Annotated in this window: 16 protein-coding genes and 3 pseudogenes; 15 read left to right on the forward strand and 4 right to left on the reverse strand. The window is 32.8% G+C overall.

Features of this window, described 5'->3' with window-relative positions; all coding sequences use genetic code 11:
* The first annotated feature begins 4 nt into the window (after positions 1-4).
* The 4 genes and pseudogenes from ABWU33_RS05565 to ABWU33_RS05580 all read left to right on the forward strand — a co-directional run bounded on the left by ABWU33_RS05565 (position 5) and on the right by ABWU33_RS05580 (position 3,356).
* Positions 5-712: pseudogene (locus ABWU33_RS05565) on the forward strand (IS6 family transposase).
* A gap of 276 nt (positions 713-988) precedes the next feature.
* A complete protein-coding gene (locus ABWU33_RS05570; RefSeq protein WP_286231265.1) occupies positions 989-1,558 on the forward strand; it encodes a hypothetical protein in 570 nt (189 codons plus the stop codon).
* Between the two features lie 644 nt (positions 1,559-2,202).
* Positions 2,203-2,502 carry a transposase gene (locus tag ABWU33_RS05575; protein WP_353280344.1) on the forward strand — a complete coding sequence of 100 codons (300 nt, stop codon included), beginning with the start codon at positions 2,203-2,205 and terminating at the stop codon, positions 2,500-2,502.
* Positions 2,478-3,356: an IS3 family transposase gene (locus ABWU33_RS05580; RefSeq protein WP_353273672.1), complete on the forward strand. Its 879-nt coding sequence runs from the start codon at positions 2,478-2,480 to the stop codon at positions 3,354-3,356. The genes ABWU33_RS05575 and ABWU33_RS05580 overlap by 25 nt, the downstream gene beginning before the upstream one ends.
* Positions 3,357-3,378: 22 nt before the next feature.
* On the opposite strand, the gene ABWU33_RS05585 is transcribed toward ABWU33_RS05580, so the two are convergent.
* Positions 3,379-4,308, reverse strand: a complete 930-nt coding sequence (locus tag ABWU33_RS05585; protein WP_353280549.1) for an IS110 family transposase — start codon at positions 4,306-4,308, stop codon at positions 3,379-3,381.
* A 50-nt stretch (positions 4,309-4,358) separates the two neighbouring features.
* Here ABWU33_RS05585 and ABWU33_RS05590 point away from each other — a divergent pair, with 50 nt between their 5' ends.
* From ABWU33_RS05590 to ABWU33_RS05610, 5 genes are all read left to right on the forward strand, one after another.
* Positions 4,359-6,701, forward strand: coding sequence for a hypothetical protein (locus ABWU33_RS05590; RefSeq protein WP_353280551.1), 2,343 nt, complete (start codon positions 4,359-4,361; stop codon positions 6,699-6,701).
* Positions 6,698-9,475: a hypothetical protein gene (locus tag ABWU33_RS05595; RefSeq protein WP_353280553.1), complete on the forward strand. Its 2,778-nt coding sequence runs from the start codon at positions 6,698-6,700 to the stop codon at positions 9,473-9,475. The genes ABWU33_RS05590 and ABWU33_RS05595 overlap by 4 nt, the downstream gene beginning before the upstream one ends.
* A gap of 537 nt (positions 9,476-10,012) precedes the next feature.
* Complete coding sequence (locus tag ABWU33_RS05600; protein ID WP_353280555.1) at positions 10,013-11,077, forward strand: ankyrin repeat domain-containing protein; 1,065 nt, start codon at positions 10,013-10,015, stop codon at positions 11,075-11,077.
* 72 nt (positions 11,078-11,149) lie between these two features.
* Positions 11,150-11,569, forward strand: coding sequence for a hypothetical protein (locus ABWU33_RS05605; protein WP_353280556.1), 420 nt, complete (start codon positions 11,150-11,152; stop codon positions 11,567-11,569).
* Between the two features lie 97 nt (positions 11,570-11,666).
* Complete coding sequence (locus ABWU33_RS05610; RefSeq protein WP_353280558.1) at positions 11,667-12,137, forward strand: hypothetical protein; 471 nt, start codon at positions 11,667-11,669, stop codon at positions 12,135-12,137.
* Positions 12,138-12,305: 168 nt separating this feature from the next.
* On the opposite strand, the pseudogene ABWU33_RS05615 reads toward ABWU33_RS05610, so the two are convergent.
* Positions 12,306-12,437: pseudogene (locus tag ABWU33_RS05615) on the reverse strand (transposase); the annotation flags it as partial.
* A 261-nt stretch (positions 12,438-12,698) separates the two neighbouring features.
* Between ABWU33_RS05615 and ABWU33_RS05620 the strand changes: the two are divergent.
* Positions 12,699-16,562: an ankyrin repeat domain-containing protein gene (locus ABWU33_RS05620; RefSeq protein ID WP_353280559.1), complete on the forward strand. Its 3,864-nt coding sequence runs from the start codon at positions 12,699-12,701 to the stop codon at positions 16,560-16,562.
* A gap of 70 nt (positions 16,563-16,632) precedes the next feature.
* Here the strand turns inward: ABWU33_RS05620 and ABWU33_RS05625 are convergent.
* Positions 16,633-17,333, reverse strand: a pseudogene (locus ABWU33_RS05625) (IS630 family transposase); the annotation flags it as partial.
* A 19-nt stretch (positions 17,334-17,352) separates the two neighbouring features.
* On the opposite strand from ABWU33_RS05625, the gene ABWU33_RS05630 reads away from it, so the two are divergent.
* Together ABWU33_RS05630 and ABWU33_RS05635 are read left to right on the forward strand one after the other, a co-directional pair.
* Positions 17,353-17,979 carry a hypothetical protein gene (locus ABWU33_RS05630; RefSeq protein ID WP_353280561.1) on the forward strand — a complete coding sequence of 209 codons (627 nt, stop codon included), beginning with the start codon at positions 17,353-17,355 and terminating at the stop codon, positions 17,977-17,979.
* A gap of 289 nt (positions 17,980-18,268) precedes the next feature.
* Entirely contained in the window at positions 18,269-18,400 is a 132-nt protein-coding gene (locus ABWU33_RS05635) for a hypothetical protein (protein WP_353280562.1), read from the forward strand.
* 2 nt (positions 18,401-18,402) lie between these two features.
* On the opposite strand, the gene tnpA is transcribed toward ABWU33_RS05635, so the two are convergent.
* A complete protein-coding gene (gene tnpA, locus ABWU33_RS05640) occupies positions 18,403-18,840 on the reverse strand; it encodes an IS200/IS605 family transposase (protein ID WP_265024376.1) in 438 nt (145 codons plus the stop codon).
* Positions 18,841-18,920: 80 nt separating this feature from the next.
* On the opposite strand from tnpA, the gene ABWU33_RS05645 reads away from it, so the two are divergent.
* The 3 genes from ABWU33_RS05645 to ABWU33_RS05655 all read left to right on the forward strand — a co-directional run bounded on the left by ABWU33_RS05645 (position 18,921) and on the right by ABWU33_RS05655 (position 21,832).
* A complete protein-coding gene (locus ABWU33_RS05645; RefSeq protein ID WP_353280563.1) occupies positions 18,921-20,507 on the forward strand; it encodes a recombinase family protein in 1,587 nt (528 codons plus the stop codon).
* Between the two features lie 82 nt (positions 20,508-20,589).
* Positions 20,590-20,817: a hypothetical protein gene (locus ABWU33_RS05650; protein WP_341815162.1), complete on the forward strand. Its 228-nt coding sequence runs from the start codon at positions 20,590-20,592 to the stop codon at positions 20,815-20,817.
* A 91-nt stretch (positions 20,818-20,908) separates the two neighbouring features.
* Positions 20,909-21,832 (forward strand): helix-turn-helix domain-containing protein, encoded by a 924-nt coding sequence (locus tag ABWU33_RS05655; RefSeq protein WP_353280565.1) that lies wholly within the window; start codon positions 20,909-20,911, stop codon positions 21,830-21,832.
* Positions 21,833-21,860 lie beyond the last annotated feature (28 nt).

Genomic DNA, 21,860 nt, shown 5'->3' on the forward strand with positions numbered 1-21,860 from the left:
AAAGATGTTTCGTATTAGTTCAAAATTATTGCCATATTTCAAAGGATTTAGCTTTTCAGCAGAGATAATAATGTTATCTGTATATATGAAATGTAGATTCTCTTTGAGCTATTGAGATTTGGAAGAAATGCTGAGTATAAGGGGAGCAAAAATTGATCATGCTACGTTACAAAGGTGGGTTATCAGATTTGTGCCACTGATAGATGAAGCGGTAAGGAAAAGGAAGAAGCAGGTTGGCAGTAGCTGGAGAATGGACGAGACCTACGTTAAATTAAACGGCAAATGGGTTTATCTATACAGAGCACTAGATAGTCTTGGTAATACTGTAGACTTTCTGTTGTGTGCTCGTAGAGACAAGTCTGCGGCACTTGCGTTCTTTCGTAAAGCCTTTAGAGAGAATAACCTTCCTGAGAAAGTAGTAATTGATAAAAGCGGCAGTAATACTGCTGCTCTTGATGATTTGAATACAGAAATTTCTGAAGATTGTAGAATCATGGTTTTTCAAATAAAATATCTAAATAATATTGTCGAACAAGATCATAGATTTATCAAAAAACGAATAAAGCCAATGCTTGGTTTTAAGAGCTTCCACTCCGCAAAGATTACCATTACCGGCATAGAAAATATTCGTATGATTCAAAAAAGACAAATTATCGGGGCTAATGATAATGTTTCTACTTTTGAGAATTTTGCTATGCTAATTGCTCTATAACTCCCATAATCCCAGTTTAACGATCTTCTTGTACCACAATTTATAGATGCGACAGAACCAGCTCGAGAGAGTAGATGAACAATCGATTACTGCTCATCCTCCTTTGAAGATAATATAAACAAGATAATTTCTTCTATACGGACCTCAATGGTGTATGCCTTCAACAAATTGTCAAGTTTTAACTCAAAATTAATTAAAAATTTATGCAAAAAAAAGTTGTTGATTTGTGGTTTAATGATAGTTAAGGTATGCTTATTGTATAGCTAGAGAGGTAAAATGCAGAGTTTTTTTGATAAGCCGTTTGAAGAACAAGTAGAAGAAATAATTAAAACTGGAGATTTGAAACTACTGCAAGCACTAATTGGTACAAGGTCACTAATTGGGTTATCGTTATATTGTTCTAGTTTTTTTCTTACTAGAACGGTTATTGCACAAGCAAAGTATCAAGCATATAATGCTCTGCTTAACGTGCTAACTGAGTATCGAAAACCAGAGAAAGAGATTTTTGTAGACAACATAAAAAGGGATATAGAAAGACAAATAAGAGAGAATGAGGTTAGATTAAGAGAAAAAGCACTTTTACCATCGTCAAGTAGCAATTTAAAATCTCTAACTAATAATAGTGATTCTGATTTAGAAAGTTATGTTCAGAAAACAGATGTATCAAATTTATGTACTTTTGACTTACCAAAAGTCATTGAAATTTATCATAACTATATTTCTCGCGAAGAGGTAAAAGAGTTAGAGAGAGTGCTATTAAAAGCAAAAGAAGTGGAAGATAAGTTCTCTAATTGCATAAAAGTCAACAATAATTTTTTGTATCATGAAAAATATTTTTTGATGTAAAATTCAGCTCTAATACAACCTTTTATTTATTATTGTATTATCTTATTCAATCAAAAGAGGTTTTATTGGCAATAAAAACATCAACACTAATTTCCAATTAATCTCTTTTAAACTATGTAGCCAATGAATATGTGGATAAATACGTCCACACAAACTTAAAGTATTTATCCACATATTCATTAAGCTTATAAAAACTAAGGTATCATTCTTTTCCTCTATAGTCTTAATGATTTTACATAAGTTAAAAGTAGCATGCTTCCATTGTTCTCTCCGCGGTCTAATATGGCTAATTCATATTGTAGCCAAGCCGCACTATACTTGTTAGGCGGAAGTGGACGGCAACATGTACGCCACGAAGTCTATGCTTCAACTTATCCTCTTGCTTATCCCTTCCATCGGCATTGCTATCTTTACTTTCAGTAAAATTATTGTTTTATACTTCTTTAGTGTTTATTGATAGCAAAACTCTTTTCTATCGATTAGCATCTTATGCATAATCACGGCTAATTTTCTTGCTACTGCAACAATTGCTTTTTTCATGCCCTTTTTCTTTTTAAGCTTCAATTGACCTTACCCAGAAAAAGTAGACAGAAAGTTAAGACGTTTTTGAAGTAAAATAAAACGTTTTTTCAAAGAGGTGTGGTATGACAAAAAGAAAAGAATATACAGCAGAATTCAAAATTGAAGCTATAAGACTAGTAAAAGAAACAGGTCAATCATCAGCAAAAATAGCAAGAGATTTGGGTATTAGCGGTGATTCATTAAGCAGATGGGTAAAAACATACAATGATAGAATGTCTGGAGTAGATGCGTTTCCAGGAAAAGGGAAAGTAGCTCATTGTGACAAAGAAAAGTTTTATTTAAAGAAAGAGCTGGCAAGAGTAACGAGGGAAAGAGACATTTTAAAAAAAGCCCTGGGATATTTTGCAAACCAAAAAGAGTAAAATATTCTTTTATAAAAGAACATGAAAACTGCTATAAAATACGGGAATTATGCAGATTTTTGAACGTATCTGCTTGTGGTTATTATAAATGGATTACTAAGGAAAAAAACAACAAAAAATCAATAAGAGAAGAGCTCATACAAGATATTCAGAAGGTATATCGAGCATCACAATGCAGATACGGAGCTCCTAAAATTCACGCTGAATTAAAGGCTTTAGGTAAAAATTATAACATCAAAACAGTGCAAAATGTTATGCAGAAAAATGGCATTCAAGCTAAGCTTAGACGAAAGTTTAAAAGTAAAAAACCACAAATAGACAATAGAGTTATAACTCCTAACATATTAAATCAGAATTTCATCGCTGATCAACCTAACAAGATATGGGTAACTGATATTACGTACATAAAAACTAATGAAGGATGGTTATATTTGGCAGCAATAATAGATTTATATTCACGCATGGTGATTGGCTGGTCAATGAGTAATGCAGTAAATAGGCAATTAGTTATAGATGCGTTATTCATGGCTATTGGTAGGCGCAAATCTGCTAAAAATCTACTATTTCATAGCGATCAAGGATCGCAATACACCTCTAAAAATTATCAATTTTTACTAAGTACAAAAAATATTACTTCTAGTATGAGTCACAAAGGTTGTTGTTATGATAATGCTGTTTCAGAGAGCTTTTTTAGTTCACTTAAGAGAGAGTTACTCATTGATACTTCACAACACTCTGCACAACAAGCTAAAACCGCAATATTTGAATATATAGAAATTTTTTATAATAAACAGCGTAGACATTCTACTATTAACTATTGCATTCCTGAGCTTTTTGATTCATCATTCTCATAGCAAAAACGTCTTAACTTTCTGTCTACTTTTTCTGGGTAAGGTCAAATCCCCAGCTTCTTAATTTAAATGTCCTTTTACATTTTACCAGTAAGACCTGCGCGGCTTCATATAACATATTCCTACAGTCCACTGGTCCCATTTTTGATATACTTCCGTGTCGATCAATCTCACCAGAAGCGTACTGTCTTGGACTTAATCCCATATAGGCTCCAACTGTATAAGATGTTTCAAACCTATGCAGATCATCTATTGCAGCTTTATATGTCATTGCTACTATAATACCAACTCCTGGAACAGTAGTTAATAATTTACAATCCTCATCTTTTTTGCTTTGTTCTGAGAGCATTTTATCAAGTTTTCTTATTGATTCTTCTATTATTTCTAAACTATGTACTAATGATTCAATTGAGGTTTGGCTAATTTCATCTAGATTATTAACCATTTCTTGCACTTTTAAAGCAAAGTTTGCAGAACTAAGACGTTGATTAACTTTTATCCCGTATATTTTCAGTAATCCCCTTATTGTTCCCGCAATTTGCTCTCTGCAACGTATTAATTGTCTTCTGCTTCCAAGTATTATTTTAACCTGACAAGCTTCGTCTGATTTTACTAATACCTCCTTAAATAGCCCAACTCTCATCATTTGTGCTATGCCTCTTGCATCATTTTTATCATTCTTATTGATTCTCGCAGATAATGCTGCTGCCATATGCCTTGCATCTACACAAGTTACTGGTAATCCAAGATTCCTCAACTCTTTGCACATCGATATTGATAATTGCCCGCTTTCTATTCCTATGGACTCGTATTTTTTGTTTTGACCAAGCAGAAACTCAGCTATTGCACTGCTTTCACTTGCAACAACCCCTTCTTTAACAATTTTTCCTTTCTCATCAATGATACTAATAAAAGTTTCTTTGAGTGAGACATCTAACCCGCTATAATGTTTCATGAGACTACTCCTACTGTAAAAGTTTAAATTATTCTTGAAGAACTAATTCATTGAATTTGTTACTTCGTGCTAAAATAATGGAGTATGTCTCTCCATCATTCAATAGCAATTACAGTATGTACTCATATATAGAAAGGCAAAAAACAGAATTACCGTATGATAGTAAAAGAAGAAAAGCGTTTAAAGTGGTTGAAGATAATAAACCTCTGTTACTTAAAATAAAGGACAAGAGTTTTTTTGATAATTGGTATGAACAGTTATTGTGTGAAGTTCTTTATGAAGCAAAAAGGAATAAGAAACATATACTACATAAAGAAATAGTAAAGCGCGGTTCTCCCTATACGGAAGATGAAATCAGTGGTGCAAAGAGCGAGCTAGGTAGTTCCTTTAACAAAGAAGCAATGAGAAGAGTAATAAATAAGTTAGTGGAAGATTATCTTAAGATTTTACCTGATAGTCTTGGAGTAAAAGAATCGTTATTGTCCAACATGGAATGTGTTGATGTCTCTGATTACCGAGGAAGAATGAATCATGAGGGAGTAAATCATAGAATTATCAGTAGAGCGAATGAGGTGATCTTAAGTGAGTCAATTATACAAAATAACCTGAGTGATGATGTAGAAAGAGGTTTACAGTATATAGTAGAAAATATGGATGTATCTCTTGTTGCGGAAGTAGAGCAAGAGATGCTAAATGAAATAGCAGAAAGAGCAGCAAGTCATAGGGAAAGAGACAATAAGAAGAAAGATTTAGAGTTGCTAGCTATATGCAATGGAGGAGAATTTCAAGATAAACTTTCTTTACCAACGGACCTGAGTTTTTCAGAGATTGAACGTCTATATAAAGACATGCTATTAATAAAGTTTACGGAACAACAAAGGGAAGAATCTCTATACGGAAAGTTACCATTGTTGGAATTAGAAGAGATAAAAGAAGCGTTTCCTGCGTCGATTACTGACGATATCTTGAAAAGTATGGAAGCAAGCCTTGGTAAGTATGTGAAGACAGCAGAGGATATAAAAAAAGAAATAGTTAATAATGTTTTTGGAAAGAAAGAGAGTGTAGAAAAGTTATATGAACTAGAGAAAGAGCTAGAATTTAGTTTTATGCAAAGACTTTTTCATCCTATCTATTATGGACAATATCAAGAGATAAAAAGTTTTGTTGAATGTAAAAGCTTTATTCACGATAACATCAAAAGCGAGAAAGATGTAAGATCGCGTGAAAAAGTTGAAGAGGAAATAGGGAAACTAGATAAAACGAAGCGGGAAGAATCAAAAAGATTGTTATTATCCTTAATTGATAATGAATTTCAAGGATTGGCAAATCAGTTAATTTCTTACAAAGATGAATTAGAAAAAAAAGCTAAAAAAGAATTTCGCCTGGCAAAGCTATTTCATCCTTCTTGTTGGGAATCTTATATAGAAAGGGAGAAGAATAGTCTTGAAATATGTGAAAAGGCTTTGAAAAAAAGTGTTGCTGTAGGGGATGATAAGTTGTTCTATAAAGCAATAGAAGATATCGAGAAAGACTCTAAGTATCTGTGGGTATTTCAGGTAAATAAAGCATTGTTTGAAGGTATATACAAAACTCAACATGATTCAAGAAAAAAGACGTTATCATTTAGAGAGCTAGCAGAAAAATTTATTGGCAATCGAAAAAAGTACATAGCTGAGCAACAAGATGAGTGCAAAATAAGAAAGGCAATGTTAGAACAGCATCAAGTCAACAGCGAGCTTACTAAAAAAGATATGAATAATCAGAAAGAACTTTATGCTATGGCAGCGAAAAATGAAGTCTCAGAAAGAAGAGCAGAAGAAGCGGAAATAAGAGCTGAAGAAGAAAGAAGAGCTAAAGAGGAAGAAAGAAGAGCTAAAGAGGAAGCAGAGGCAAAAACAAAAGCAATTGATCTATTATATGATGAAGCAGATGATCAAGAGATATCAAGAAAAAGAATAAAACAAGATAAGGAAGTGCAGAAGTTTTTAGAGTGCCAATATACTTTTCTGGTTTTAAACGAAGGTTATATAACAAAATTTAAGAACCTATGTAAAGAGTATAGGGACTTGAAGAGAGAAATAAAAGAGCCTGACTTTGAAAGGTTATTAAAACTTGCAAATGAGTTTGATAGATTAAGCAGAAGTTTTATTGAAGGCGAGAAGGTAGGGAAAAATGTACCAGAAAGCAGAGACGGTGATATTGATAGATTAAAGCTGAGCATAGTAACGAGAGTAGTACAAGCAAGGGATGTAGCAGAGAAAGAAAAGAGGAAAGTAGAAAAAGAAAAAACAGAGGCAGAAGAGAAAGTAAAACAACTGCAAATGCAAGTACCAGATACTACATTTAGTAGTGTAAGTCATGAGCTAGCTGCAGGAACATCTCAGCAAATATGAGAACGAAAGAATTTCTTAACTTTTTGGAAAAGGAAAAGCTAAAGAGCATTATATATAAAAGGCTAAAGTGGAAAGAAGATCATGTGCCAAAAAGCTCTGAAGAGTTGAAAGCTCTGATTTATGAATTTGGCAAGCAGAGAATAATTTGGTGGATGCCAAGTGTAGCTGATTGTGCTGAAGGCAAAAGATTTGCTAAAGGGCAAGTAGTATTAGCTCTTTTTTTCACCGGACTATCATTATGTTGTTTATCCAAAAAATATAGATTAACGTCAACTCTGTGTTTAATGGCGTTATCTTGCTACATAGGAGGCTCTTTTTTATTCTACAAAGGATATATTAGAGATTATGTGAATATTTATAAAGGAGAGATTATGCCATTTTCTTTTTATGTAGGAGCAGAAGGGTGTGTTCACATAGAACCAAATTGTGAGGAGGCAGAAGAATGTGTTGAAGAGGATTACATAGAATCAATAAAGGGAATAGTAAGCAGTGCAGAGTTTAGTATGCATGTGCACTATTTATTAAAAATAAAAGATGAAGGGTATAAAGATGAGGATGGAATATACCAAGCAGGGTTTAACGACTATGCATCACAATTAAGAAGTAGTAATAGATTTAAGACGAAATTTGAAAAAAGTATAGTAGAGAAGTTTTTAAGTTATGTAGAACAAAAAAGGGAGTTAAGAAGAAATAATAGAGGAGGTGTTGAAGAGGATATAAATAGATTGCGTTATTGTGATGAGAGAAAAGATGAGAGAGGTATTAAAGAAATATACGAAAAGTTATTTAGGTATACAAAAACGTTGTTATGGCATGTAAAGCCATATAAATCACAAGATGTGGAACTAGGTGGATTCTATACGAGAGTAAAACGCTTGAGTGGGGATTTATCACTAGGGCAGGCTTTAAATATAGTATACATTTTACATGATGATCCTGATCAAGTACTAAGGGAACTCAAGGGTTTATTAGTTGTATATCATCCAGATAAAAACAAGCACGAAAAGGCAAGAGAAATATACGAAAAAGTTGAGCTGATATATAAGGCAGTGAGCGCAATATTAAAAGTTCATGAAAGGCATTTTGGTGACACTATATTCTGTAAATTTAAAATGTTTTTAGGAAAGAAGTTAAAAGATATTGATGAGAATAGTGTGTATGAGGAAATTATTTCGACGCATAAGACGTTAGAAATGAAACAATATGTCAAAAAAGAGGAAATAATTGCAGAAATAAGAGATCAATTGCTAGAACAATACAGAGAGTTGATAAAATTAGACGATATAGTTTTAGAGAAGAGAATAACGTACCCTAATCCAAAACAATACATAGGAGCTGAAGGTAAAGAATCACAATTGAAAAGAGAGTACAAAAATCAGGAAGAAGGAATACAGAAGATCTCTAAACTAAAAGAAGAAATAGAGGAAAAGATAGAAGGCTTAAGTAAAAAGTTAAGAGTAGCAGTAGAAGAGATATTAGACGTATGTTCTGTAATAAAAGAGAGGTGCAATGATGAAATAGGAAAACAGAACTCTACTTTGGTTGGTGCTAATAAAGATGCTTTTAATGAGTACTATAGTAAGAAGAAAATAGAGAGCTTCAAAAAGATGTTAGAAAAGCTAGATGAGGAACAAAAAGAGATGGGAACTTTTTTAATAAGGTTAAAAGGCAAGAACTTTTTAAACATGGTAAAGAATTTAAATATTAAAGGGTTAGGTATCTCTGGTTTTAGTGCAATAAAAAGTGCATTAAACAGCAGTTATGAAGCGGCGAAGAAAAGGGAAGTGCTAAATACGTTAAAAAGTGGTTATGAAACAGTAAGAAATGTGCCCTATTTAGCGACAGAGTATGACTATATAGGATATTACTCTAATCTTCATGCAGAGTACTTATCGGCGGAAAAGTGGGTGAAAAATTGTGAGGTAGAATCTGACGGGAAAGGAAAGCTCATTTTTTATGGAAAAGTATCCAAAATACAAGAAACTAATTCATCAAGGGATAAAGTTGAATTTGAGGTAGTAGATTGTAAAGCTAAGTTGGAAGATTTAAGATCAGAAAATAATAAGTTAAGTAAGAAATTTAAGACACAGCAAGAATTGGAGAGAGAAGCGAAAGAGAACTTATTAACGACTAAGGATCTGAAGGAAAAATCAATAGAAACTAGAAAAGAGATTGAGAAGTTAAGAAGTAAGAATGAAATATCAGAAAGAAGAGCAGAAGAAGCGGAAATAAGAGCTGAAGAAGAAAGAAGAGCTAAAGAGGAAGCAGAGGCAAAAACAAAAGCAATTGATCTATTATATGATGAAGCAGATGATCAAGAGATATCAAGAAAAAGAATAAAACAAGATAAGGAAGTGCAGAAGTTTTTAGAGTGCCAATATACTTTTCTGGTTTTAAACGAAGGTTATATAACAAAATTTAAGAACCTATGTAAAGAGTATAGGGACTTGAAGAGAGAAATGAAAGAGCCTGACTTTGAAAGGTTATCAAGACTTGCAAATGAGTTTGATAAATTAAGCAGAAGTTTTATTGAAGGCGAGAAGGTAGGGGAAAATGTACCAGAAAGCAGAGATGGTGATATTGACAGATTAAAGCTGAGCATAGTAACGAGAGTAGTACAAGCAAGGGATGTAGCAGAGAAAGAAAAGAGGAAAGTAGAAAAAGAAAAAACAGAGGCAGAAGAGATAGTAAAACAACTGCAAATGCAAGTACCAGATACTACATTTAGTAGTGTAAGTCATGAACCGGTTGCAGGACCTTCTTGGTGGATATGAAAGACTTAAAATTTTTGAAAGGCTTGAACTAATATAGAAAAGATTTTATAAAAATATCAGCCTATGAGTGCCATGATAAATTGAATTATTTACTTTCTACAAAAACATAAAAAACATCGTATATTTGTGAGAACAAGTTGCGTAAAAATATGATCGTGAAAATAAAGGTGTGAAATTATTGCAACAAAGCCAGGTACGTTAGTTCGTATATAAATGTGACCAAAGTAGGCTAATATTGCGGATTTCGCGGTATAGTAAAATTACTATATAGAAAAGTTTGTACAGATCACTTGGTAGACCATAAGATCCCAAAACAAACTCTTCTCTAACTAGCTGTTTTTGGTGTTGGATATGGCTATATTATTAGGTTATCAAGAATATCTAGTACAAAATTAGTATGATTCATTTATAGATTACGGAAAAATTAGTTGTAGCTTTATATCTAAAAATAGAGCAGGATTCTTTCCATTTATAAAAATAAAATACGAAAATACCTATTATTGAGGAATATAAAATTCATAATTTATTAGCTACTTTATGCTAGAATTAATCTTTTATATAAAAGGTGCTAAGATGAGTTATTCATATTCTGACTTATATAAGTTTGCAAGAGATGGCAATGTTGAAATGGTAAAATCTTTAATAGATGAAGGAGTGGATGTTAATGTACAAACCCAGTCTGGAGAGACTCCTTTACTTGTAGCTGTTAATAAAGACCGTGTAGAAGTAGTAAAGGCTCTGTTAACTTCAGATAAAATCGATGTTAATTTACAAGATAATTCTAAATGGGCTCCTTTACATTTAGCTTGTCTGAAAGGATTTCTACATGTAGTAAAGGCTCTGTTAACTTCAGATAAAATCGATGTTAATTTACAAATCTTTAATGGATGTACTCCTTTACATATTGCTATTGAGAACAACCATTCAAACGTAATAAAGAGTCTATTAAATTCAAATGGAATCGATGTTAATTTACAAGATAATAGTGGAAAGTCTCCTTTACATATTGCTGCTGGGAAAGCCGATTTGCGCCCAATAGAACTTATATTAAATTCAAATGGAATCGATGTTAATTTACAAGATAATAGTGGAAAGTCTCCTTTACATATTGCTGCTGGGAGACAATTTGCAGACGTAGTAGAGAATCTATTAAATTCAAATGGAATCGATGTTAATTTAAAAGATAATGATGGAAAGTCTCCTTTACATATTGCTATTGAGAACAACCATTCAAACGTAATAAAGAGTCTATTAAATTCAAATGGAATCGATGTTAATTTACAAGATAATAGTGGAAAGTCTCCTTTACATATTGCTGCTCAGGAAGGACTTGTAGATGTAGTATATGCTCTATTAAAGTCAGATAAAACCGATGTTAGTTTACAAGATAATTATGGAAAAACTCCCTTATATTATGCTGTTAAGAATGGCCATGGATCATCAATAGGTCTGCTGCTGATAGAGGCGAATAAATCTAAAGATGGAGTAGATGGAAACGATATAGATCTGGAAGAAAAAGGATGGCACGCCGAATATCATCAAAATACTGATACTGAGTTAACGATAATGGGAAAGTATATTGAGAGTGAGTATTTAATTTAGGTAATTCGAGAAGATTATCTATGTTATGTAATTTATCTAATTTTGAAATTTTAATTTTTTATAGGAGTTAATATGAGTGATGACACTAAACAAAGCAATCTAAAAATAATCGATGAAATAGAAGTTAAACATAGACCTGGAAATTTTGAAAACATTCAAAGAAATAGCGCACAAGTTAGTTATGTTCACAGGATTGTGGATAAAGTAGTCAAAGATTTAAACGAAGCATTTCTTTCTCAATTGAATAATAAACTAGCAAAAGACACAACTTCTCTTAAAAATTTAGACGATAATGTAGAAGGAGAGAAAAAGAGAATTGATAAACTAATGAAAGAAGTTGGCAACGATAGTGAAGGTTTAGTGAAAAACCTTAATGATTTGGAGAAAAAGGTAAAAGATATAGAATCAAAAAAATCTGGTGATGAAGACATAACTGATGAATGGCAAGTTCAAGATTTTCAAAATACTGACACTGAATTAATAACAATGTAAGAGCGTTTCCAATATAAGCTTAATTATCCTGACATTAATGTTTGTTAGGATAAAAAAAAACTGCACGGTACAAATTTGATTTTTTATAGGAGTTAATATGAGTGATGACACTAAACAAAGCAATCTAAAAATAATCGATGAAATAGAAGTTAAACATAGACCTCTATCATTTGAGAAAATGAAAGAAAGTAATGTAAAAGTTAGTTATGTTCACAAGATTGTGGATAAAGTAGTCAAAGATTTAAACGAAACATTTGTTCCTCAATTGGATGAGTTATTTTGCCAACATGAGGAAGACTTTTTCAAATATGAACAAGCTCTTTCTGATATACATGATGTATTGTCTGATAATCTAGATTCTTACGATGAATTAATTGCTAATAATAAAAATTATGAGGAATTGATAGAGAAGTTTAACGACCTAAGGAGAGAAATTGAAGAATTAAAAACAGCAATAACTGAACATCGTAACATAGATGAATCAAAAGAGTCATTACACCTGTGGCATATTTTAGTAGCTGAAAAAGCAATGCCTTTGCAAAATGTCATGGAACTAATTTCAGCATGACGTTAATTGTATGATTCATAGAGGTTACTACAACAAAATCGTAAGGTTAAATAAAAATTTGTAATGTGTAATAAATAGTTTAGACCTAACCTGACAAATTAGCTGTAACACTCTCTATGGCTCATACAAAAATAATACGACAGTGGGAAAGCAATTACAAAATGCCATTTACTCCTGAAGTTGTTTAATTTCATCTACCGAAAGGCCAGTGATTTCAGCGATAACATCAATAGATACACCGGCCTTGAGTGAGCTTTTTGCAACTTCAATTTTACCTTCAATTTTACCTTTTTCACGGCCAAAAAGTTCGTATGTATCGTTTGGTAGACCATAAGATCCCAAAACAAACTCTTCTCTCACTAGCCGGTTTTAGTTATTAGAGACGATCAAATTACTCAGGTCATTTAATACCAAACAAGTATAAATTTATTTCATTACTTATCTAATTACAAGATAAGAATTACGTATTAATAAATAACAAAGGTTAATATAGTAATAAATATATTGACGTATTAATAATATTATTATATTCTTAATATAATTAAATAATTAATAAAAGTTATGAGTATTGTATTTTATTGTGAAGAGTTTAATGACTGTGATTTAGACAATGGTAAAACTCCTTTAAGGAAAAAGTTCAATGAAATAATTAAAGATTTAGAGGAAAACAACAGTACAAGCCAAGGAAATATAAAGTTAATAAAAGGTGATGGGAATATTGAATATTTTCGAGCTAGATTAAGTGATAGTGACAGATTACTATTTACGAGGAGAAAACATAATGACAAAGATGCTTTTGTTATTTTAGAAGTAATTCTGAATCATGATTATCATAAGTCTAAATTTTTAACGAATAGAGAGAAAATAAGAAACATAAAAATAATAGGTGAAGAAGTTCCTGATACAGTAGAGATTGAAGATGCTCCACAAGTTAGTTATCTCGGTAAATTTATTACTTTTAGTGCAAAGCAGGAAGATATAGTTGAAAGGATTGAATTGCCTTTAGTTATCAATGGAGCTGCTGGTAGTGGAAAGACATCAGTGGCTTTGGAGAGCCTAAAAAGGATAAAAGAGAAGTTCGAGGAAGGAAAAGTTCTATATATTACCCAGTCTGAAAATCTTATAAAACAATCAAAAGAATTATTTGAATACGAATACTATGATGAAATTGCTGGTGAATTCAAGATTGGCATTCCAGAAAGAATTGAGTTCTTATCTCTTCATGAGTTTCTTGAAAAGAAAGCAGAAGATATAAAAGGAAAGAAGCCAATTGATAGAAATAAGTTTTTTTCATGGTTCGATGAAATATGCAAGAAAGATAAATTTAAGGAGTATAAAAAAGACGGAGATAAAATATTCGAAGAATTTACAGCTGTAATAGGGGGAAAAGGCTTATTAGGAGAGAACGGAAAAGACCTATATGAGAAATTAGGAAAGAGAGAATCTATGTTTCCTGAGAATGAAAGGAGTAATATTTATGATTTTTTTAAAGAGTACAGGAAGTTTATAGAAAAAGATTCAGAGTATTATGATCCTAATCTTGTTACTCATAAATGCATTACAGAAGGAATGTATGATGCGATTGTTGTAGATGAAGTTCAGGATTTAACTGAGAGCACATTAGATCTGGTGTTAAAGAGTTTGAAAGATGAGAATAAGAGTAACTTTTTACTATGTGGTGATGTTAATCAAGTAATACATCCAAGTTTTTTCTCTTTATCTAAGTTAAAATCTTTTCTTTGTCAAAATAGATATATAATGAGCCAAGGATCGGGAGTTTTTTATACCCTTGAGAGGAATTATCGTAATAGTGAGCAAGTTATTGAATTCGCCAATCGTATACTACATCTTAAGAATTATTGTTTTGCTTCAGAAGATAAAATAACAGTAGACAACGCTTTTTTCATGAAGAGTGAGACTAAGAAGAAAGGGAACGTTGGCTTTATTACTGATGATAAAAAAGAAGAAATAGCAAAACAAGTAAATGAATCTATAAATTGCGCTGTTTTAGTTCTGAATGATGAAAGTAAAAAAAGTGCACGTCAGTTATTTGATACTCCACTTGTGTTTAATATACATGAAGCCAAAGGCTTGGAATTTGAAAATGTGATTCTTTACAAGTTTACATCATGTAAAGCTTATAATGAAATATGGAAGATAGCATGTACGGATAAAAGTGACGGGGAGATAGATAATACTATTAATAGAATTCGTGATTCATACAATGAAAAGGAAGTTAACACTTCAAGAAATAAGGATAAGAAAGATAAGTCTTTGGAGAAATATAAATTTTATATGAACGCTCTGTATGTTGGAGTTACTCGTGCTGCTAGTAATGTCTACATTATAGATGATAAAAGTAATTTATTGAAAATAATAGAATCAGGGGAAGAAGATAATGTAAATATTGAGCAAGAAAAATCGAGTCCTGAGGAATGGAGAAAGAAGGCACTAGAGTTAATAGAGAAAGGAAACATAGAGCAAGCTGAACGTATAGCAACAAAATTGCAAAAGGAAGGAAAAAGAGAATATGCTGAAGAGGTTACGAATGCGTTGAAAGCTAATAGAGATCATGAAAAGGATCAGGCCTTAGATAAAAACAAGCGTACAAATTCAGTGTTAGAGAGTGATATAAGTTCTAGGTCTTCACAAAGCTCAGAACATGAAGGAGATGATATTAGCAAACCTCAGAGTAAAGAAAGTAGACATAATAAAAACAAAAAGAAGAAAGCTAAAAAATTTCATCAAGTTCAAGAAGCGAAACCACAGCTTTCTTTAGATGAAAAAGATAGTACTAGTAAGAGTACAAAGACTCAGAATGGAAGGCATAAGCAGGATCTAAATGATAAAAAGGAATCAAAAAGATTAGAAAAGAATACAAAGGAATTATTTTTAGCTTTAAAAAATAAAAATTTGAAAAAGGCTAAAAGATTAATTGAACAAGGAGTTAATGTTTATGCTAGAGATGAAGTAAATCGTACTTCTTTACATTGGGCAGTAGAAAATGGTTATTATGAAGTAGTTAAATCTCTTCTGAGTAATGGAGCTGACGTTCATGCTGTAGCTGGTGTAAATCAGGAAAATTTGACTTCTTTACATACAGCAGCAGGAAATGGTTACGTAGATATAGTTAAACTTCTTCTGGATTATGGAGCTGATATTAATGCTCAGACTAAGGAAGGTATTACTCCTTTATATTTTGCAGCACACAAAGTTGAGCAGAATGTAGTTGAATTTCTTCTGAAGAATGGAGCTGAGGTTAATTATGTAAATAAGAAAGGGGCTACTCTTTTACATATAGCAGCAAAAGAAGGTCACGTTGATGTAGTTAAACTTCTTCTGGATTATAGAGCTGATGTTAATGCTAAAGATGCTTCAGGTAAGACTCCATTACATAACGCTGCTGAGAATGGTCATTTAGAGATAGTTAAATACCTCATCGAAGAAAAAAATGTTGATGTTAATGCTAAGGATCAGAATGGGCTGACTCCTTTACATCTTGCAGCAGGAAAGGATTATAAGTATGTAGTTGAATTCTTTCTGAAGCATGGGGCAAATGTTGATTATAAAGCTACTGGAAACTATCAAGATTTTACTCCTTTGCATTTTGCAGCACACAGTGATGATAGGAATGTAGTTACACTTCTTCTGAATAACAAGGCTGACGTTTATGGTAAGATCGCTGGAAAGTACGAAGAATATACTGCTCTACATTTAGCAACAATATCTGGTTCTGTTGAAACAGTTAAACTTCTTCTGAATTATGGAGTTGATGTTAATGCTAAGTGGATACAAAATGCTACTTTTTTACACTTGGCAGCATTATCTGGTTCTGTTGAAACAGTTAAACTTCTCCTAGATTATGGAGCTGATATTAATGCTAAGACTGAGGAAGGTAACACTCCTTTGTCGTTAGCACTAGAAAATAGCTATTCCAAGATTATTGACCTTCTGCTTGCTGATCCAAATATTAATGTTGGTTGTATAGATCTCAAATCCGTTAAAAATGAAGGAGATAAAAGAAAATGTGTTATAAAAAGAGTTCAAGATGGTGAGTTGTTTAATAAGGTAAAAGAAGCGGCAAATGAAAAGGATACGCGTAAGCTAGATAAATTACTTAAAGAGATAGAAGAATTACTGGAATCAAAAAACAAACATGGTTTCAAACCAAGCTTAAACTACTCTCCAGATGGTAATGATGAAAATACGACTATTGAAATTGCCATTAACGCTGGTGGAAAGTTACTGCATCTTTTATATGATTATGCGGAGAAGAATATAGATAAAAACACTAAAATATTTAAAAAACTAAAACGTGCTAAAGAAAACTCTCAATCTAAGGGAGATCTTTGTGATGTTTCTGTTTTAAAACATTCTACTCCAGATCAAGGCTTTGTATTTAGTAATGGTTATGGAGTAATTTGAGGGTATGATAAAATATGAAGAAATTCCATCAAAGGAGAAGTATAGCTCTTTTCATAATAGTCCGAAAAGCTTATAGAAAAGCGGAATCAACAGCATGACGAAAAGATGTGAATAGAGGGATGTTTTTCCTAGCTCTGTTTTTTATAGCAAACCAATGATGCTCAATTTTGTTAAAATCGGGAGAATAAGGCGGTAGATATAAAATTTCTGCGCCAACTCCTTTAGCAAATCTTATTAGACTTATGAAAAGTAGCATTATCAAGGATAACAGTTTGTCCAGGTTTCACAATCGGTGTCAGAAACTGCTCAAACCATTTATTAAAGATATCCATATTACAGTGGCCTTCAAATGTTAACGGAACAACTATTTTTCTGCCGTTTAAGGCTGCAATCATACTGATTCGTTGAATTTTTTTACCAGATTTTAGAGCATAAAACCTCTGTCCCTTCTGGCAATATCCATAACTCGGTGTTATCAATGCCAGACTCATCTATATAAACTAAGTTTTGAGGTTCTTTTGTTGCTATAATTTTCAAAAATTCAGCGCGTTTTTCTTCGTTTCTTTCTTTGTATCCATATGTCTTTTTTTGCGTGTGAGTCCAATTTTTTTAAGAGCTGGATGGATCGTTGGGATACTAACATTGCTCCAAAGCTTAGCCATTTCCGATACCACCATATTTTTTAGCAAATTCAGTAAATTTATTCCAGTCAGTAATTTTGTGATTATAACCTCCATTTCCAAGTTTTTTTGACTGAAAATCTCCTGCCTTAAGCAAGATAGAGCCAAGTGTGAGTGAAAATACAGAGTTAAGATGGTTTAAAAATGCAGTAGTAAAGGCAAAAAGCGTAGACGAACTGAACAAAGTAATAGATCAAGCACTAAGCGCTGGAATAAGGATAAATGCGTATAGCGAAGGACAGAAGAGTTTTGCTGATACGGTGATATCGAAAATGTCTTTGATCAAATGCAAAGAAAATGAGAAGGAAGACATAATATGTGAATTGATGCTAAATGGAGCAATATTCAGATACGATCTATTGCAGGATAAGGGAATAAGTGAAATGCATAACAAACTCTATCAAGAGATTCGTCCACAGATAGATGAGTGGCTTAAAGAATTGAGAGAAATCGGTGAAAGTGCTATTGAAAATGAAGGAATCATAGAAGACGTGGAAATGGATAATCAGACGTTTTTTATGAAATTTTCTGAGAACAGTAAGGTAAATATTGCAAGAGTATTAGAAGGTACAAAAAATTTAGGATTAACCACAGGAGAGGTAAAATTAGGAGGTGATGTAATAGAAGTAGGAAATAGTAAGGTTGAAGTTAGAAGTGAAAAAGAAGGTGAGAGGAATTACGTTGATGTTTCTGATAATAGTGCTTTTACACTACCGACAATGTTGCAAAAAACATAAAAATAAAACTAGAGAAAACCATTTCTCGAAAACTTCTGTGTCCAGAACCAAGAGTCCGATTTACTTATAGCGCTAATAATCAATTAACCATCGGCTTTAAGGAATGATATGAACATATTATTTCAAGGAAAAGTCATGAGAAACAAGAGATTAGCTATCCAAATTAGCTGTAGCTATGAACCTAATCGGTTAGCAGAACAATGCTTATCAGATGCTTATGAAAAGGTAGTGTCAAAGGAAATAAGTCAAAAAAACTTAAAACATAAAAATGGGATTCAAGGAGGGTCAAATGGTAACAGTATGTTTATATGCGAGAGTTTCTTCGGGGAAACAAGTAGAAGGAAATACGATAGAAACTCAACCACTATCGGCTGAGAGCCGAAAGGTTGGATATAGCGCTGGAAGCGCGGTGAGAAGCTAAAGCTACTCCAATCTTATACTAGATATAGAATGAGGCTGATGTGCATCTGTATGTTTATTGATGTACTCATTAATGACTTCATCTGTGATATGTCCGCTGGTAGCACTAAAGTATCCTCTTCCCCAAAAACGCTTTCCCCAGTACATTTTATTTAGCTCTGGAAATTCTTGTTGAATTTTGCGTGAAGACCTGCCTTTGGCTCTTTGAACAAAATCACTCACAGCTATATGAGGAGGTATTACTACGAATAAATGTAAATGATCTGATGATATTACTCCGTTTTCTATCTTAATCCCCATTTCTTCAGATACTTCTGCTATGATTGTTCGTATTCTCTCCTTCATAGCCTTAGTTAATACTCTGTACCGATATTTTGTAATCCAGACTATATGGTACCTATGATAAAATACAGTGTGTTTTCCTTTGTCATATTCCGTCATAACTATACTTTATAAAGTACAGTTATGACATTGACAAACTAAAGTTTCTCCACCTAGAAGGTGGAGGCTTGTACCATCTTATGGAAAGTCAAATTGCAGCTTTAGAGAAGCAAATTAATCTGGACGGATACAGATTGTTAAGTGAGTATAAATTTATTGATAACGGCTACAGTGGATCTCATTTAGTCCGCCCTGATTTAGAAAAATTACGTGATAAAGTAACAGAAGGTAAAATTGATAAGATTTACATTCATTCTCCTGATCGTTTATCTAGAAAATATGCATATCAAATGGTGCTGATTGAAGAATTTGAAAAAGCAGGAGCAAAAGTGGTTTTTTTAAATTATGAGATTAACGGTAACCCAGAATCTCAATTACTGTTACAAATGCAAGGTATGATAGCAGAATATGAACGTGCGAAAATTATGGAACGAAGTCGTCGTGGTAAAATCTATGCAGCTAACAAAGGCTATGTAAATGTAATGGGAGGAGCTCCTTATGGTTATCGTTATATAGATAAGCATATGGGAGGAGGACAAGCTTTATTTGAGATTAACGAAAAAGAAGCTGATGTCGTTCGTAAAGTATTTTTGTGGATAGGCAGAGAAAGAACAAGTATTGGGGAAGTATGTCGTCGGCTAAATACTATGTCCATTAAGACACAAAAAGGAAAAGAACGCTGGAATAAAGGTACAATTTGGAGTATGTTGAAAAACCCTGCTTACAAAGGACAAGCAGCTTTTGGTAGAAGAAGGTTAGGAGTAAGATTAAAGCAAGTAAGACCACAGAAAGGCTCTTGTGAGCAGCCAAAAAGTAACCACTCTGTCTATCCTGTTGAAAAAGCAAATTGGATTTATATTAAAGTGCCAAATATAGTAGATGAAGATATATTTGATATTGTTCAAGAACAATTAGCTGAAAATAGAAAAGTAGCAAGGACAAGAAAAAGAGGAGCAAAGTACTTACTACAAGGTTTAGTCATATGTAAGCGTTGTAATTACGGATGTTACGGAACTTGCATGAGAAGTAGACGAGAAGAAGAAGGTGGTCATTATGCATATTACCGTTGTAGTGGTAAAGATTCTTACCGTTTTGGTGGTAATAAGATTTGTGACAATAAACCCATTCGCTCAGATGCATTAGAAACAGCTGTGTGGGAAGAGGTTAAGCAGTTATTGAAAAATCCAAACAGGATTTTAGAAGAATACAAGCGTAGGCTTTCAGAACTAAAAAAATCATCATTGGATCAAAAAAGTGACCTGCTAGAGAAACAAGAAAATAAATTAAAACGTGGTATTGCTAGACTTATCGATAGTTATGCTCAAGAATATATCAATCAAGAGGAATTTGAACCACGAATTAAAGCAATGAAACAAAGCTTAAAAACAATTAAAGAAGAGAAGAAAAAGATATTTTATCAAAAGGAATTAGAACAGGAGGTAACTCTGGTTGTGGCCAATTTAGAAGACTTTTCTTCCAATATTACGTTAAACCTTGATAACGCAGACTGGTTAACTAAACGTGATATTATCAGAACATTGGTCAAGAGAATTGAAATTAACCTTGAGGACGTAAATGTGGTATTTCGCGTAAAAGAGCTACCGAACTCTTCTGGACATAATGGAAAGGAAAATAAAAATTTGCAACATTGTCGTAGGTGTATTTGAGATAACATTTCCTACAAGTATTGGTAGCCTAAAAATTGTAGTATACCATAATGCAGAAAATGACAGTCAAGTAGAGGTCAGAGTGGCAGATAAAGAAATGTGGTCTGAACTACAAAAGAGAGGGGAAAATATAGGAAAAGGGTGTTTTTTTGGAGGAATGACGGTCACAGAAGCGGTAGAAAAAGGAAGTTTTCCTAGGAGTGGCAAGTGGAGTAAAGATAAGGTTGAAAAGACAATTAGTAATAGCGAAACATTATCGTGGGTTGATAAGGTATGTGGAGGTAGTAAAGAAACTTCTCGGAAACTTTAAACGAAGGGAGGTTTTCTTCCCTTCTTACTTACAACCATAAAATTGAAAAAGGCTTTCTAACAGATGTTTATTTCGGTAAAATTGTTACGATATGGCAAATATCTCTATAAGATACAAAATAGCACAAAAAGTAAGAAGCTGGAGGCTAAAACAAAAGTATACCCTAAAAGATTTAGTAGATAAAACCGGCATAAAATATCATACATTGCTAAGATATGAGCAAGGAGCATGTGGCATTCCAACTAAAAAATTAAAAGTCATAGCGGAAGCATTATCAATTCACGTTGGTAGCTTGTTTCCTAGACAAAAAGTACTGAGAGAAAATTGTTCTTTTAACAAAGAATGGATGATAGCAAAAATAAAGGGACAAGAGTCATGCAAGTTGATTCGCGATTTAACTGGGTTTATTCAAGCTGAAGAGGAAAATAATGTAAAAGCTGCAAGGGTAAGCATGGCCAAGAACTTAGCGAAAGTAGGGTTTGATAATGATATTATCTATCGGGCAACTGGTTTATCAACTGAAGAATATGATGAGAAAAAAGGCTCTGAGCATTCAAACGAAGGACAAGAGATAAAAAAATGGAGAATAATAAGGGGATATACTCAAGAGGATTTAGCAAGAGAGCTAGATATAGGACCATCACAGATACATCACTATGAACAAGGTAGTGTTACTATTTTAAGCGAAAGATTATGGGAAATAGCAGAGAAGTTATCAGTGAATGCTGAAGATCTGATGAAGAAGTATGAAGAAGATAATTGCAAAGCAGAAAACGAGCTATTAAGTTGGGTGAGAGAGTCTAAAAAAATTGACAATCAAGAATCACGAGATGAACTGGATATATGGGTAGAATTTTTATCGCAAAGAAAGCAAGTTTACAAAGAAAAGATTTATAAAGCAGAGGCAATAAAAGTTGCGAATAATTTACGTATGTTGGACGTTTCTATTGATGCTATTTCTAAAATAACAGATTTATCGATTGATGAGCTTGAAAATTATGCTTTTAAAACTTAGCCTGGTTTAAAAACTGCAGTAGCTTACT

Origin of the sequence: Wolbachia endosymbiont (group B) of Cyclophora punctaria, from assembly GCF_964028235.1 — a bacterium.
In the GTDB taxonomy this organism is placed as follows: Bacteria; Pseudomonadota; Alphaproteobacteria; order Rickettsiales; family Anaplasmataceae; genus Wolbachia.